Source organism: Streptomyces sp. NPDC102279, assembly GCF_044766365.1.
In the GTDB taxonomy this organism is placed as follows: Bacteria; Actinomycetota; Actinomycetes; order Streptomycetales; family Streptomycetaceae; genus Streptomyces.
In genome coordinates, this window is sequence record NZ_JBIWLU010000005.1 from 249,821 (window position 1) to 265,247 (window position 15,427).

The 15,427-nt window shown below is 73.8% G+C and carries 11 protein-coding genes; 6 read left to right on the top strand and 5 right to left on the bottom strand.

The window, feature by feature from the left end:
- Window positions 1–339 precede the first annotated feature (339 nt).
- Entirely contained in the window at window positions 340–1,440 is a 1,101-nt protein-coding gene (locus ACIRQH_RS14075) for a citrate synthase 2 (RefSeq protein WP_358819116.1), read from the top strand.
- A gap of 40 nt (window positions 1,441–1,480) precedes the next feature.
- On the opposite strand, the gene ACIRQH_RS14080 is transcribed toward ACIRQH_RS14075, so the two are convergent.
- Window positions 1,481–2,545 carry an isopenicillin N synthase family dioxygenase gene (locus ACIRQH_RS14080; RefSeq protein ID WP_388930640.1) on the bottom strand — a complete coding sequence of 355 codons (1,065 nt, stop codon included), beginning with the start codon at window positions 2,543–2,545 and terminating at the stop codon, window positions 1,481–1,483.
- 893 nt (window positions 2,546–3,438) lie between these two features.
- Here ACIRQH_RS14080 and ACIRQH_RS14085 point away from each other — a divergent pair.
- Window positions 3,439–4,821 carry a PAS domain-containing protein gene (locus ACIRQH_RS14085; protein WP_404225898.1) on the top strand — a complete coding sequence of 461 codons (1,383 nt, stop codon included), beginning with the start codon at window positions 3,439–3,441 and terminating at the stop codon, window positions 4,819–4,821.
- A gap of 54 nt (window positions 4,822–4,875) precedes the next feature.
- Here the strand turns inward: ACIRQH_RS14085 and ACIRQH_RS14090 are convergent, their stop codons facing one another.
- A complete protein-coding gene (locus ACIRQH_RS14090; protein WP_404225900.1) occupies window positions 4,876–5,631 on the bottom strand; it encodes an SIS domain-containing protein in 756 nt (251 codons plus the stop codon).
- A gap of 404 nt (window positions 5,632–6,035) precedes the next feature.
- Here ACIRQH_RS14090 and ACIRQH_RS14095 point away from each other — a divergent pair, with 404 nt between their 5' ends.
- On the top strand, window positions 6,036–6,728 hold the full coding sequence (locus tag ACIRQH_RS14095) for a metal-dependent transcriptional regulator (RefSeq protein ID WP_358822590.1): 693 nt from the start codon (window positions 6,036–6,038) through the stop codon (window positions 6,726–6,728).
- A 770-nt stretch (window positions 6,729–7,498) separates the two neighbouring features.
- Window positions 7,499–8,365: an alpha/beta hydrolase gene (locus tag ACIRQH_RS14100; RefSeq protein WP_358822589.1), complete on the top strand. Its 867-nt coding sequence runs from the start codon at window positions 7,499–7,501 to the stop codon at window positions 8,363–8,365.
- A gap of 89 nt (window positions 8,366–8,454) precedes the next feature.
- Here the strand turns inward: ACIRQH_RS14100 and ACIRQH_RS14105 are convergent, their stop codons facing one another.
- The 3 genes from ACIRQH_RS14105 to ACIRQH_RS14115 all read right to left on the bottom strand — a co-directional run bounded on the left by ACIRQH_RS14105 (window position 8,455) and on the right by ACIRQH_RS14115 (window position 11,614).
- Complete coding sequence (locus ACIRQH_RS14105) at window positions 8,455–10,068, bottom strand: transporter (protein ID WP_388930643.1); 1,614 nt, start codon at window positions 10,066–10,068, stop codon at window positions 8,455–8,457.
- Window positions 10,065–10,862: an ABC transporter ATP-binding protein gene (locus ACIRQH_RS14110; RefSeq protein ID WP_358822587.1), complete on the bottom strand. Its 798-nt coding sequence runs from the start codon at window positions 10,860–10,862 to the stop codon at window positions 10,065–10,067. Before ACIRQH_RS14110 ends, ACIRQH_RS14105 begins: the two co-directional genes overlap by 4 nt.
- Window positions 10,863–10,960: 98 nt before the next feature.
- Window positions 10,961–11,614 (bottom strand): bifunctional DNA primase/polymerase, encoded by a 654-nt coding sequence (locus ACIRQH_RS14115; protein WP_358822586.1) that lies wholly within the window; start codon window positions 11,612–11,614, stop codon window positions 10,961–10,963.
- Window positions 11,615–11,919: 305 nt separating this feature from the next.
- Here ACIRQH_RS14115 and ACIRQH_RS14120 point away from each other — a divergent pair, with 305 nt between their 5' ends.
- Both ACIRQH_RS14120 and ACIRQH_RS14125 read left to right on the top strand, forming a co-directional pair.
- The gene (locus ACIRQH_RS14120; protein WP_358822585.1) at window positions 11,920–13,305 is read left to right on the top strand and encodes a transcriptional regulator; all 1,386 of its coding nucleotides are present in this window, start codon (window positions 11,920–11,922) and stop codon (window positions 13,303–13,305) included.
- Between the two features lie 368 nt (window positions 13,306–13,673).
- Window positions 13,674–15,398 carry a hypothetical protein gene (locus ACIRQH_RS14125; RefSeq protein WP_404225904.1) on the top strand — a complete coding sequence of 575 codons (1,725 nt, stop codon included), beginning with the start codon at window positions 13,674–13,676 and terminating at the stop codon, window positions 15,396–15,398.
- The last annotated feature ends 29 nt before the right edge of the window (window positions 15,399–15,427 follow it).

A 15,427-nucleotide genomic window follows, 5' to 3' on the forward strand; every position in this document is an offset into this window, starting at 1 on the left:
CACGCGGCCATCCTGCCGTATGCGGGGCTTCCCCCGGGGGTGGGTGTGCTTCGTCACGTGGTGGCACTGAGTGCCGCGTGCTCTCCCCAAAGCAGGCACCCGGAGATATCGTGCTGGGGCCGTTCCGGTTGGATGACCGGCCGCACGGGGCATGACCGGGGTGTCCGCTTCGGACCGCGAGTCGGCGAGGACTCTTCGAAGAGCATTCGAGAGTCTTCGGGGACGACCGTGGATCCGTTGCGCGGACCGCACGACCGCCGACCGGCACCCACCCGGTGGGACAGGGGCGTGCGCGCCCCGACAACACCATCTGCCGAACACGTCACGAGGAGCCGCCTGATGTCCGACTTCGTACCCGGACTCGAAGGAGTCGTCGCGTTCGAGACGGAGATCGCCGAACCGGACAAGGAGGGCGGCGCACTCCGGTACCGGGGCGTCGACATCGAGGACCTGGTCGGCAACGTCTCCTTCGGGAACGTGTGGGGGCTCCTCGTCGACGGCGCCTTCAACCCCGGCCTGCCGCCCGCCGAGCCGTTCCCGATCCCCGTCCACTCCGGCGACATCCGTGTCGACGTGCAGTCCGCGCTGGCCATGCTCGCGCCCGTCTGGGGCCTCAAACCGCTCCTCGACATCGACGAGCGGCAGGCCCGTGAGGACCTCGCGCGCGCGGCCGTGATGGCGCTGTCGTACGTCGCCCAGTCGGCCCGCGGGCAGGGCAACGCGATGGTTCCGCAGAGCGAGATCGACAAGGCGCAGTCCGTCGTCGAGCGGTTCATGATCCGCTGGCGCGGCGAGCCCGACCCGAAGCACGTCGCCGCGGTCGACGCGTACTGGACGTCGGCCGCCGAGCACGGCATGAACGCGTCGACGTTCACCGCGCGGGTGATCGCCTCGACGGGTGCGGACGTGGCGGCGGCGCTGTCCGGTGCGGTGGGGGCCATGTCGGGTCCGCTGCACGGTGGCGCGCCCTCCCGGGTCCTCGGCATGATCGAGGAGATCGAGCGCACCGGCGACGCCGACGCCTATGTCCGGCAGGCCCTCGACAAGGGGGAGCGCCTGATGGGCTTCGGGCACCGCGTGTACCGGGCGGAGGACCCGCGGGCCCGCGTCCTGCGCCGTACGGCGCGTGAGCTGGGCGCGCCCCGCTTCGAGGTGGCCGAGGCGCTGGAGAAGGCCGCCTTGGCCGAGCTGCACGCCCGCCGTCCGGACCGGGTCCTCGCGACGAACGTGGAGTTCTGGGCGGCCATCGTCCTGGACTTCGCGGAGGTTCCGGCGCACATGTTCACGTCGATGTTCACGTGCGCCCGTACCGCGGGCTGGTCGGCGCACATCCTGGAGCAGAAGCGCACCGGCCGCCTGGTGCGGCCCTCCGCCACCTATGTGGGCCCCGGCACGCGCGGCCCCCAGGAGATCGAGGGCTACGGGGACATCGCGCGCTGACCCGCAGGCGCGGTCGCCGGTGCGCCGGTGCCGCCGGCCGTCACGCGGGGGTGAGGAGCTCCGCGTGATGGCGGGCGGCGGCCAGCGGGTGTGCCCGCAGCTTGCCCTTGAGTTCGTTGAAGCCGTACTCGGCGAAGAGCGGGTTCGAGGGGTCGTCGGTGATGCCGGGGGCGGTGGAGGCGTGCGGGAAGGGCAGCGGTTCGACGCGGGCGTCGAGGCGCGGGTTGTAGAAGAACGGCACGGAGAACCGTTCGGTGGCGCCGGGCGGGCTGACCACGCGGTGGTTGGTGGCGAGCAGGTAGCCGTCGGTGGCGACTTCGAGGAGCTCGCCGAGGTTGACGACGAAGGCGCCCGGCAGGGGCGGCACGTCGTGGAAGAGGCCGTCCGCGCGCTGCACCTGGAGGCCGCCGACCTGGTCCTGGAGGAGCAGGGTGAGGAATCCGTAGTCCTTGTGGGCGCCCACCCCCTGGTCGGCGCCGTCGGAGGCGCTGCCGGGGTAGCGGACGAGCTTGAGGTGCGGGTGGGCGTGGTCGCCGAAGACCGGGTCGTAGAAGCCGGCGGGGGCGCCGATCGCGGTGAGCAGTTCGCGCAGCAGCCGCGCGGCGACGGAGCTGAGCCGGTCGATCCAGGCGAGGGCGGCGGTGCGCAGCTCGGGCAGGGCGGCGGGCCACTGGTTGGGGCCCTCCAGCCACCAGTACGCGGGCTCGCCGGGGCGGGGCACGCGGGCGGGCCGCTCGGCGCCGATGTCGAGCTGGTCGCGCCAGTCGCGGCTGCCGCCGGTGCGTTCGTCGCCGGTGCGGGTGTAGCCGCGGAAGTGCGGGGAGCCGGTGTTGTCCAGGGCGAGCCGGTGGGCTTCGGGCAGGGCGAAGAACCGGTGCGTGGCGTCGAGCAGCGCACGCGTCTCGGTGTCGGTGACGCCGTGCCCGGTGAGCTGGAAGAAGCCCACGTCGTGGGCGGCGCTGTGGAGTTGGGCGTGCAGCAGGGCCCGGGCCTGTGGGCCGCGGTCGGCGGCGGACAGGTCGATGATCGGGAGCTGCTGGTAGGAGGGGAACGCCGGCCGGCCGGGGCGGGGCGTCGGGTTCGGCAGAGACGTGTTCGTCGTCATGGGATGCGTCCGCGGGGTGTACGGGTGCCCGGGCGGGCCGCCGGGGGTGGGGCGGGGGCCGCGGGTGCCAGGTGGAGGAAGAGGCGGTGCGAGCAACGCGTGACTCGCGAGCAGCGCGAGGGAAACGGGGGCCGGGTCAGGCGGAAGGCCGACAGCCCATGCTCGTGACGCGCACGTAGTCCACGTGGCGGCGTCGGACGAGCATCGGAAGCATGGCCACAGCGTACTGCGCCCCATCCGATCCACCTGTGGCCCGCGTCACTCCGCCGGTACGTGCGCGCCGCGGCGCGTGCCGCACCTGCCGAAAGGCGTCGTCCCGTGAACGCGAACGACCCGCGAACTCTGGTTCCCCGCGCCTGACGGCGGGGGGAGCCGGGCCGGACGTACCGGCGAGTTCGCGGGTCGGGTGACTGCGTTGGATTGGGCCGGTTGCATGCATGACACACATGCGGGTCCGGCGCCGAACCGAGTCCGACAACGGGCCTCTAGCCCGCAGCCACCTCGTCTGTCCGGATTTCCGTCATGAGCCGAACCACCTCCTCTCCTACGTGCCGTCCACTCTAGGAACACCCGGGGAGGGGCTCAACCCATTTATCGGAACGGGTCCGGGACAGGTCCCGTTAGTCCCGGACGCGGTGGGTAGGCGCCGGGGACGTCGAGGAGGGGACGGTTGTGGCAGAGCGTGCTGTGCAGCGTGGTGAGCTGGGTTTCCACGGGTTGCCTGGAGGGGTGGGCCGGGGGCTGTTGGGGCGGGCGGGGCGGGAATCCGGGGTGCAACGATTTCGTCCAATCTTCGGGGAAGTCGATGTGGGCTGGGTCACGTTCGAGTTGAATGAGAGTCGGCGAGCGAACTGTCGAGCCGTACACGCGGACGCAGCCTGCAGGGGGTCCAGGTGAGTGCTTCCCGGCGTAGTGGGACCACCGACGAGCTGGGGCCCGACGAGCCCGAGCGGGACGGTTCGGATCTCCTGGCCGCGCTGCTGGACGGCATGGACGCGGCACTGTGCGCGTTTGACGCCGACGGTGTCGTGACGCACTGGAACCGCGAGGCCGAACGCATCCTCGGCTGGACCGCCGCCGAGGCGGTGGGCCGGCACGGGTTCGCGGGCTGGGCCGTGCGGACCGCGGACGCCGAGGAGGTCGAGGCCCGGCTGCTGTCCGCGATGGAGGCCCCGGGCCGTCAGGTCCACGAGTTCGCGCTGCTCACCAAGGACGGCGGCCGTGTCCTCGTGCGCACCCAGTCCGCCTCCGTACGCGGCCCGGACGGCAAGCCCGCCGGGGTGTACTGCGCCTTCAGCGAGGTCCACGCGCAGATCGACCTCGAACGGTCCATAGCCCTGAGCGAGGCCCTGTTCGAGAACGCCAGCTGGGGCGTCGTCCTCGTCGACGCCGACCTGCGGCCCGCCGTGGTCAACGCGCACGCCGCGCAGGCCCTGGGCACCGGACGCACCTCCGTCCTCGGCCGCCCCCTCGGGGAGCTGCTCTCCCAGGGCGTGGAAGAGCTGGAGAGCGCCCTCACGCACGTCCTGGCCGAGGGTGCGCCCCCGGCCCCCGCGGAGATGTGGGTGAGCGTGCGGACCCCGGAGGGCGACGCCCGCCGCTGCTGGCGCAGCGGCTTCCTGCGGCTCTCCTCGCCGCTCGCGGAGGAGCCCGTACCGCTCGGCGTCGGCTGGCTCTTCCAGGACGTGACGGAGGCCAAGCGGACCGAGCAGGAGGCGGCGCTGCTGCGCTTCCGCGCCAACCAGCTGCATCGCGCCGGGCGCGCCGCCGCCGAGTGCGAGGATCCCGGCGAGGCCGCCACCGTCCATCTCGACTTCTCCCTCGCGGGCTTCGCCGACCACGCCCTGGTCGACCGGGTGGCCGGCGGCTTCCTTCAGGACGACGACGTGCCGGTGCGGCTCGTCCGCACCGCCGCCACCCCCGCCGGGGCGCCCGGGCCGAGCCTGCTGACCGGCAAGGCCGGACTGCCGGTGCGGTACGCGGACGGGCACCCGGCGCTGCAGTGCGCGGAGCGCGCCGGCTCGGTGCGGGCCAGCGCGGGCACCGACGAGGCCGAGCAGGCCCGCGGCTGGGCGCTCGCCCGGCAGTGGCCGCCGGACGCGGTCCACTCCCTGTGCACGGTGCTGCGCAGCCGCGGGCGGACGCTGGGTGTCGTGACGTTCCTGCGCAGCGCGGGCCGCGGCCGCTTCGAGCGCGCCGACGCGAGGTACGCGGAGGACGTGGCCGTGCGGATCGCGGCGGCCCTGGACCTGGCGGACCGGCCCGCACGGCCCTGAACCGGCGACCCCTACCCCTCGGGCGGCCGGGGCGCGCGGGCCGGTGGATCGGGGTCAGCGGCGGTAGAAGATCCGGTCGCCGTACTCGGTCATGACGCGGCCGTTCCACTCGTGGCCGCCGTCGACGTTGCCCGAGCGCAGCAGCGGCGGTTCGATGCCGCGGTCGGCGAGGGAGCCGGCGGCGGTGGCCATGACGGCCTGGAGGAGGGCGGTGGTGACGACGGTGGAGGCGGGCGCGAAGGGCGCCTCGATGGTGTCCAGGGTCAGCTCCGCGTCACCGACGGGGATCCGCGAGTCGAGGACGATGTCGCAGTGGTCCTTGAGGTAGGTGCCCGAGACGTGCCGTGACTTGGTCTCGGTGGCGTAGGCGACGGAGGTGACGCCGACGACCCTCACCCCGAGGGCGCGGGCGTTCATGGCCATCTCCACGGGCAGCGCGTTGCGGCCGGACAACGAGATGATCACCAGCAGGTCGCCGGAGCGCAGCGGGCTGGAGTCGAGGACGGCGCTCGCCAGACCGTCGACCCGCTCCAGGGCGGAGCCCAGCGTCGCGGGCATGACGTCGACGCCGACGACGCCCGGCACGGTCAGCAGGTTCATCAGGGCGAGCCCGCCGGCCCGGTAGACGATGTCCTGCGCGGCCAGCGAGGAGTGGCCGGCGCCGAACGCGAAGAGCCGGCCGCCTTCGGTGACGGTGTCGGCGACGAGCGTCCCGGCCGCCTCGATGTCGGCGGCGCTTTCGTCACGCACCCGCTGCAGCAGACCGATCGCGGCGTCGAAGAACTGCCCGGCCAGCTTGCTGTCGCTCATCGGCGAAGCCCCTTAGAAGTCTCGTCGGCTCGGAAGTCCCGGACGTCTCGCCGGCGTCGGCCCGGTGCCGGACGGTGTCGGCTCGGGATCGACCCCGGGATCGGCCCCGGGCGGGCGCGCGGCCCAACCGGTGCGCCGGTGCGGCCGTACTCCCGTCGTGTCGCGGATCACGTTGCGGTCTGGACCAGTGCCCTGTCAATACGGCCTGGGGGCGCCCGGGGCGCCGCGGCCGGGGTGCGTACGGGCCGTCCGGATGCCGGGACGGCGGCCGTCGTGGGACACCGGCGGCGTGCGGTTGCGACGACGAGGCACGCTTGTCAGTGCTATGCGTCAGAATTGAGTTCAGGGCCAGCGCACACGCCGGTGGATGTCGAGTCTCCGGCAGAGCTAATCAAGGGGCACGAATGTCCGGACTGATCGACACCACGGAGATGTATCTCCGCACCATCCTCGAGCTGGAGGAGGAAGGCGTGGTCCCCATGCGCGCCCGCATCGCGGAGCGGCTCGACCAGAGCGGCCCGACGGTGAGCCAGACGGTGGCGCGCATGGAGCGCGACGGTCTGGTCGCGGTCGCCAGCGACCGGCATCTGGAGTTCACCGACGAGGGCCGACGGCTGGCCACACGCGTCATGCGCAAGCACCGGCTCGCCGAGTGCCTCCTGGTCGACGTCATCGGTCTGGAGTGGGAGCAGGTCCACGCCGAGGCCTGCCGCTGGGAGCACGTGATGAGCGAGGCGGTGGAGCGCCGCGTCCTGGAGCTGCTGCGCCACCCGACCGAGTCGCCGTACGGGAACCCGATCCCGGGCCTGGAGGAGCTGGGCGAGAAGGACGGCGCGGACCCGTTCCTGGACGCCGGCATGGTCTCCCTGGCCGAGCTGGACCCGGGTCTGGACGGCAAGACCGTCGTCGTCCGGCGGATCGGTGAGCCGATCCAGACGGACGCGCAGCTGATGTACACGCTGCGGCGGGCGGGCGTGCAGCCCGGTTCCGTGGTCAGCGTGACCGAGTCGGCGGGCGGCGTGCTGGTGGGCAGCGGCGGCGAGGCCGCGGAGCTGGAGGCCGAGGTCGCCTCCCACGTGTTCGTCGCCAAGCGCTGACACCCCGCCCGTGCCGGCCCCCGGGCCGGCCCACCGTCCTCCCGGCCGCGCCGCTCCTTCGGCGCTCCCGGGCTTCGGGTACCCGCGAGGGGCAGGTCCCGGGTGACGGCCGACGGGCCGGCGTGCGCCGGTCTCGACGCCGGCACCCGGGTGCCCGCCGCGAGACCCGCCACGTCCCCCTGCCGGACCATCTCCCGGCATGTCAACTGCTGGGACGTCAGGGGCAGTTGTGGCGCCCGGGTGAGCTGGCCGAAACCAAGATTCAGTGTGCGGAATCGCAGCGCCGGGACCGTTTGCGTGCAAGGCTGTCGCGTGAGGCATATGACCTGAGGGCTCTTGACCGTGTCCGAGAGCGACGGTGTGCGGTCGGGGAGGGGGCGCAAGGATGTGCCGTGGACGTGGAGAGGGCCCCGGCGCCGCATGGCGCCGGGGCCTGTCCTCCCCCGTACTGACCCGGAGCCCCGAGCTCCCAGGGTCATTCCCTTCGGACCGGTTTCCCCGAGCGGTCCGCCCCCCGCTGAAGATCTCCCCGCGAGGGCGGCGGCCAACCCCCCGGGGTGGTCACTCGAACGAGGGGTGTTGCGGCCGGAAAGGCCAGCTTCGAAACCCCATTCGATAACGTGGCGTCGTGGCGGGAGGACCGGGAGAGACCCCAGGGACACACCGAGCAGCACACCAGCAGGAGCAGCGGCAGGAAGCGGTACGAGTGGACCGGCCGGTTCGAAGCGGGAGCGGGCGGGTCCGAGCGAGCTAGGGGGGTGCCCTTACCGATGGTGCGGCGCATCGACGTGACGGGAGCGGGCGGTGTACGCCTCGCTGCCTGGGAGTTCGCCGATCCTCCCAAGACCGACCAGCCGAGGGCCTCCGAGGCGCCCGGCGTGCTGTTACTGCACGGCCTGATGGGCCGTGCCTCGCACTGGGCCTCCACCGCCCGCTGGCTCTCCGAGCGGCACCGCGCCGTCGCGCTCGACCAGCGCGGACACGGCCAGAGCGACAAGGCCCCGGAGGCCGAGTACACCCGTGAGGCCTACGTGGAGGACGCCGAGGCCGCCCTCGACCAGCTCGGTCTCGGACCGGCGGTCGTCATCGGCCACGCGATGGGCGCCCTGACCGGCTGGCAGCTCGCCGCCAAGCGTCCCGACCTCGTCCGCGCCCTGATCATCTGCGACATGCGGGCCTCGGCACTGGGTGCCGCCTCGCAGCGCGAGTGGGAGGACTGGTTCAGAGCCTGGCCCGCCCCCTTCGCCACCCTCGCCGACGTACGGAAGTGGTTCGGCGAGGACGACCCCTGGGTGGAGCGCCGCACCCCCTCCCGCGGCGAGTTCTACGCCGAGGTGATGCACGAGTCCCCGGACGGCTGGCGCCCCGTCTTCGAACCCCGCCAGATGCTCAAGTCCCGCCAGACCTGGGTGTACGACGCGCACTGGGAGGAGCTCGCCCAGGTCCAGTGCCCCGCGCTGGTCGTGCGCGGCCTCGACGGCGAGCTGGGCCGGGCCGAGGCGCAGGAGATGGTCCGCGTCCTGCCCCGCGGCCAGTACGCGGAGGTCGCCGACGCCGGCCACCTCGTGCACTACGACCAGCCCGAGGCGTGGCGCGCCGCGATCGAGCCGTTCCTGGACGGCGTCCTCACCGGCTAGGCCCCACGGCGTCACCGGCCGGCCCGACGCGTACCGAGCAGCCAGGCCGGATGTCCGGACCGGCCGGGGCCCGACGTGCGGACCGCGGGCTACCCCTTGCTGACGGCCGCCAGGATCTCCGGCAGCCGGCGGGCCGTCCGGGGCGCCGCCAGGCGCAGCCCCAGCAGGGTGATCAGGGCGCCGTACAGGGCCCCCAGGGGCAGCAGCAGCCAGCTCCACCGGTCCCCGTCCGCGCTCACGTTCAGCCAGATCGTGAGGGCGATGACGGGGGCGGACAGCAGGGCGGCCGAGACCATCCCGCCGAAGATGGCGATCCAGGCGAGACCGGCCTGCCCGGGAGCCACGTTCTTGTAGCCCTCCTGCGGGATGGAGTACGGGAAACGGGCCGAGGACCAGGCCCCGGTCGCCAGCATCGCCCCGAGCAGCGCGAACGACAGGCCGAGCACCTCCGGCAGCTGCCGCCAGGCGCCGAGCAGCGCGGTCGTCAGGACGGTCACCAGCGTCGCGTACGGCAGGGTGATCACCAGCAGGGCCAGCGCACGCCCGCGCAGTTCGACGTAGGCGTCCCGGGTCGAGGAGATCGTCATCGCGACGATCCAGAACGCGGACGTGTCCTGCCCGAACTGGTTGTACATCTGGATCCCGAGCATGCCCGCCGCGAAGCACGCGAAGTAGGCGGAGCCGGTGCCCTGAAGGGCGTTGAACACCGGCACGATCAGCCCGATGGCCAGCGACGTCACCCAGGCCGCCTTGGTCTTCGGGTCGCGCCACACGTATCGGAGGCTGCGTTCCATGACCGTGCCGGTCCGGCCGGCCGGCAGCAGCCGCCCGAGCCGCGACGAACCCCGCTCCCGCGCGGCGGGCTCCGCGGCCTGGAGCGTGGACCCGTCCGGCGACGTCATCAACCGCGTCAGATGACGGGACCACAGGGCCAGCAGCCCCGCCAGGGCGGCCCCGCACAGCGCCAGCTGCACGACCGCGGCCCCGTACGAACCCTCGCTCGCCGAGTCCACCGCGCCGATCGCCGAGGCGGGCGGCACCCAGCGCAGCACGTCCGCCGCCGGATCGAGGGTCGACAGGCCGCCCGACGAACCGAGGCGCTGCGCGCCGAAGTTGACCAGTTGCGCGCCGACCGCGACGACCAGGCCGCTCAGCACCGCCAGGTCGCGGCCCTTGCGGCTCGACAGCAGCCGGATGTTGGCGGCGGCGACCGCCCGCGCGAGGGCCACGCAGACCAGCAGCGCGAGGGCGACGGCGACGACCGCCGTCACCCAGGCCGTGGCCCCGTGCGCGACCGAGATCACCGAACCGGCCAGCAGACACAGGGTGAAGAGCGGTCCGACGCCGACCAGCGACGCGGCCAGCAGCGCGCGGACCAGCGGCTGCGGGCGCAGCGGCAGCATCACCAGGCGCGTCGGATCGAGGGTCTCGTCGCCGCTGGGGAAGAACAGCGGCATCACCGCCCAGCCGAGGGCCAGCACCGCGACCAGCAGCAGGGAGACGGCGATGGCGTGCGTGTTGCCGCGCAGCGCGATCAGGCCGATCAGCTGGAGCGCGGCGAAGAGCAGGGCGACGACGACGGAGGCGATGTACGCGGCCCGCCGCCCGCCCGACTGGCGCAGTCCGTTGCGCAGCAGGGAGAGCTTCAGACGGACGACGACCGGGGTGATCGACGCGGCGGAGGGGCCCGGGGCGGTGGTCATCGCGCGGCCCCGCCGCCCAGCCAGTCCAGGTCGGCCACCGTGCCGCGGCCGTGGGCGCCGACCAGCTCCAGGAACGCCTGCTGCAGCGAGGGCGCGTCGCCGCGCACCTGCGCGAGGGGTCCGTGCGCGCGGATGCGTCCGGCGGCCATGACGGCGACCCAGTCGCACAGCGACTCGACGAGTTCCATCACGTGGGACGAGAAGACGACGGTCGCGCCGGAGGCGGTGTACCGCTCCAGGACGCCGCGGATGGTCTGCGCGGAGACCGGGTCCACGCCCTCGAACGGTTCGTCCAGGAAGAGGACTTCGGGATTGTGCAGGAGGGCGCAGGCGAGGCCGATCTTCTTGCGCATGCCGGTCGAGTAGTCGACGACGAGTTTGTGCTGGGCTCCCGCCAGGTCGAGGACGTCGAGGAGCTGCCCCGCGCGCTTGTCGACCTCGGCGCCCGGCAGTCCCCGCAACCGGCCGGTGTAGGCGAGGAGTTCGCGTCCGGAGAGCCGCTCGAAGAGCCGCAGCCCCTCCGGCAGCACGCCGATCCGCGCCTTCACCGCCACCGGGTCGCGCCACACGTCGTGGCCGACGACCTCGACGGCGCCCTGATCGGGCCTGAGCAGCCCGGTCACCATCGACAGGGTGGTCGTCTTGCCCGCCCCGTTCGGTCCGACGAGCCCGATGAACTGCCCTGCGGGCAGGTCCAGATCGATGCCGGCGACGGCGATCTGCTCCCCGAACCGCTTCCAGAGCCCTCGCACCCGCACGGCGGGCACCCCGTCGTCCTTCGCTGCCTCGCTCATACACGCACCCTAGGGCCCATCCGCCCCAGCCGGGGCCACGGGAGCCGGGCGGCCGGCCGCGATGGGGAGATGGCGCGCCGACGGCGCCGGGAGGGCCCTTAGCGGTCCCGGCCGCAGGCGTAGGCCAGGGGGGAGATCAGTTCCTCCGCGTCCGGCAGCCACCGGTTCGCCGGCGTCGGGCGGCACGCCCACTGCACGGCGCCCCGGGAGCCGAACCGGGTGGGCGGCGCCGCCACGTACGCGCCCTCGCCGAGGGCGACCAGGTCCAGGGAGGCGGGCGGCCAGCCCAGCCGGCGCACCAGGTCGGGGACCTTCGCCGTGGCACCGGGAAGGACGAAGAAGTGCATCCGCCGGTCCGGGGTGCACGTCACGGGTCCGAGGGTGAGCTCCATCCGCTCCATCCGGGCGAGCGCCAGGAACCCGGCCGACTCGGGCACGTCGATCGCGTCGAACGTACGCCCGGTGGGCAGCAGGATCGACGCCGTCGGCTGCTTCGACCACAGCCGCCGCGCCACGGTCGCGCTGCCCGTCGCCTGGGTCGCCCAGTCGTCGCGCGCCGGATGCGCCCCGGGCACGGCACAGGCCGGCTCGTCGCAGGAGCAGCGCTGCATCCCGTCGACGGCTTCCAGCCAAGTGCCGGGGAACACGTCCCAGTGGCGCTCCTCGGCATAGCGCACGGCGGTTTCCTGCAGCGACTCGCCGCGCTGCTGGGGGATCTGCGCGGTCTCGGTGCCTGCGATGGTCTCTTCCACGTGGAACTCAACTCCCCGGTCCACCTCGGGTTACGGGGGACACGCGCGCGGGGGACGGGCATCGATTCCCCGCCCGGGGCGCATGGATGCACGTGCGGGGGCGCGCGGGAGGAACGGCAGCCGGGAGTGGGTAACCAGGGGTGGGGTCGGGGAACCGCCCTTACCCCGGCAATCCTCACATGTCCCGCATCTTCGGTATGTCTGCGGGGCATTGATCTTCCTGGCCGACTTCTTTCGGTGGGTGGGCCGGCGAAGACACGTCAACTCGGTGCGTGGGCAGGCACCGCAGCCACAGGGGGTACGCCATGGCCGCAAGGCCGCTCATCGCCAGGCAGCCGAACGAACGGCTCCAGGCACTCATCCAGGAGGCGGGCTGCTCGAACGCGGGGCTGGCCCGCCGCGTCAACATGTGCGGTGCCGAACACGGGCTCGACCTGCGGTACGACAAGACGTCGGTCGCGCGCTGGCTGCGCGGCCAGCAGCCGCGGGGGCGGGCGCCGGCGATCATCGCCGAGGCCCTCGGCCGCAAGCTCGGCCGGACGGTCACGATCGACGAGATCGGCATGGCCAACGGCAAGAACCTGGCGTCCGGCGTCGGCCTCCAGTTCTCGCCGACCGTGCTCGGCGCCATCGAGCAGGTCTGCGAGCTGTGGCGCAGTGACGTCGGGCGGCGCGACTTCCTGTCCGGGTCGTCCGTCGCCGCGTCCGCGCTCGTCGAGCCGAGCCGCGACTGGCTGATCTCCGGACCGGACGCGCAGGTCGCGCGCTCGGCGGGCCCGCGCGTCGGGCACTCCGACGTGGCGGCGGTCCGCGCGATGACCCAGGCCCTCGTCGAACTCGACCACCAGTACGGCAGCGGGCACGTGCGCCCGGTCGTCGTGCACTACCTGAACAGCGTCGTCTCCGGGCTGCTGGCCGGCTCCTACCGCGAGGCGGTCGGCCGCGAACTGTTCGCCGCCGTCTCCCGGCTGACGGAACTCGCCGGCTACATGGCGGTCGACACCGGCCAACCCGGTCTCGCCCAGCGGTACTACATCCAGGCACTGCGGCTCGCGCAGGCGGCCGGCGACCGCGGCTACGGCGGATACGTGCTGGCCGCGTCCATGAGCCACCTGGCCGCCCAACTCGGCAACCCGCGGGAGATCGCGCAGTTGGCGCGCGCGGCCCAGGAAGGCGCGCGCGGGCGGGTGACGCCGCGCGCCGAGGCGATGTTCCTCGCGGCCGAGGCGCGCGGGCACGCGCTGCTGGGCGACGCGCGGGCCGCGCAGGCGGCGTCCGGACGGGCCGTCACCGCGCTGGAGGGCGCCGACGCGGCCTCCGGGGACGACCCGACGTGGATCGCGCACTTCGACGAGGCCTACCTGGCCGACGAGTTGGCCCACTGCCATCGCGACCTCGGCCAGGCCGAGGCCGCCGCGCGGTGCGCCGAGCAGTCCCTCGCCGGGCACCCCGAGTCGCGCGCCCGCCGCCGTGCCATCGGCTACGTCCTGCTGGCCACGGCACAGGTCCAGCAGCGTGAGATCGAGCAGGCCTGCTCCACCGGACTGCGCGCCGTCGAACTCCTCGGCACACTCCGCTCCAACCGCGGCGCCGAGTACCTGGACGACCTCCAGCAGCGCCTGGAGCCGTTCCGGGACGAGGCGGTGGTGCGGGAGTTCGGGGCGCGCATGGAGTTGCAGTCGGCGGCCTGAACGGACGGGTGGGGCGCGTGGGTTGGGGGAGCGCGTCCCGAAGGGCCGGTGCCGCGCCGGATGCGGTGGGGGCGCACGGCGTGTGCGCCCCCGGTCCGGTGTGCGGGTACCGCCCAGGTCCGGTGCGGTGTGCGTCACGCCACCCGTGCGCGGGCCCCGCACGTGAACTTTCGGGCCGTGCCCGCGTGAACGGCGGGAGAACGCGGGCGTCGTGCGGGAAGGGAGTGAGATACAGCGCATTCGGGGGCGGTTTCGTTACCCGTGTCACAGGGTGCCCGGGTCGTGTCCCGTGCTGCGTGGCACCGGCCTGTTGGGACCCGGTAGCGTGAGCCGACGATTCCGAAGGTCCCCCATTCGTAGGAGTCCCGGTGACGCAGAGTGGACAGGGCGAGGAGCCCTCGGCGCGGCCCGCGCGCGAAGGCATCGTGCTGCCCTCGGACGGTGGCGAACCGCTGCTGCCGGGCACCACGGGTGACCGTGCCGTCCCGGCGGGCGGCCAGGCCTGGGGCCGCCCGTGGGGCCCCGACCAGCCGGCCGGTCCGCCCCCGCAGTCCGGCGACGGCTGGGGAGCGCGGGGCGACGACGGCCGGACCTGGGCCACCCCCGAGCAGTCCGGCCCCGCACCCGCCGCCCAGGAGTGGGGCACCGCCACGTCCGCGGACTCCCACGGAGCGCAGAGCTGGCAGCAGCAGCAGCCGTCCGGCGCGGGCCCGATGCCGCCCGAGGGCGCGCGGTCCTCGTACGGCGAGCAGGGCGGCTACGGCCACGGCACGCACGGTGCGCACGGCGCCCAGGCGGCCGGGGGCTACGGCGCGTACGACGGGTACGGGGCCGCGGACCAGCAGCAGGGCTCCCACGCCCGGCACGGCCGGTCCGACGCGCGGCCCGCGCCGCTGCCGTCCGCCGCGACACCGGACGAGGGCGCCACTCAGTACATTCCGTACATACCGGCCGGACCCGGTGGTGACGAGGGGGCGACCCAGTTCATTCCGCCCGTCCCCGCGGCGCCGGACGAGGGCGCCACGCAGTACATACCGCCCGTCGGACCGGGCGCGCTGCCGCCCGAGGTCCAGGGCGCGGACCCTACGCACTATCTCGGGCACACCCCGCAGAACGGGCCCGGATCGCTGCCCCCGGCCGGCGGCTCCGACGCCGACCCCACGCAGTTCATGGCCCCCGTGCCGGCCCAGCCGGCCGACTCCTACGGGGTACGCCCCGGCGCACCGGAGGAGCGGCAGCCCCCCGCGGAGTTCGACAACCTCTTCCGCAGTGAACCGGACGCGCCCCCCTCGACGCAGCAGCTGCCGCGCTTCGACTCCGCCGCACCGGCCCCGCACGGCGCGCACGACCCGTACGGCACCCAGTCCGCGCCGCCCGCGCCGGGCGCGTACGCCCCCGCGGGCCGGGCCGCCGCCCGTCGCGGCGGCCCCTCGGACCACGACGGCCAGGGCGGCGGTGGCAGGAGCCGTTCGCGCGTCCCGCTGATCGCCGCGGTCGGCATCGGCATCGTCGTCCTCGGTATCGGCGCGGGTGCCCTGCTCAGCGGCGGCGGGGACGACGACGCGAAGGGCGACACCAGCAAGACGGTGTCCGCGACGGCGCCGGCGACGGAGGGTTCCTCGCCCGCCGCCGCCGACCCGGTGAAGGCGCAGGCCGTCGAGCTGGACAAGCTGCTCGCCGACAGCACCAGCAGCCGCGACTCCGTGATCAAGGCCGTCGGGGACGTGAAGGCGTGCCAGAACCTCGACCAGGCGGCGGGCAGTCTGCGCGACGCCGCCAAGCAGCGCGGTGAGCTGGTCACCCGGCTCTCCGCCCTGACCGTCGACAAGCTGCCGAACAACGCCGGGCTGACCGCCGCGCTCACCAGCGGCTGGAAGGCCTCCGCGTCGGCCGACAACCACTACGCGGCCTGGGCCGACCAGGCCAAGGGCGGCAAGGGCTGCCACAAGGGCCACGCCCGCACCACCGGGCAGACCGTGGCGGGCAACCAGGCCAGCGGCACGGCCTCCGCCCAGAAGGAGAAGGCCGCGAGGCTCTGGAACTCCATCGCCTCGAAGTACGGACTGACCCAGCGGACCCGCACCCAGCTCTGAGGCCCCGCACCCGGTAGCGACGGCCCGCG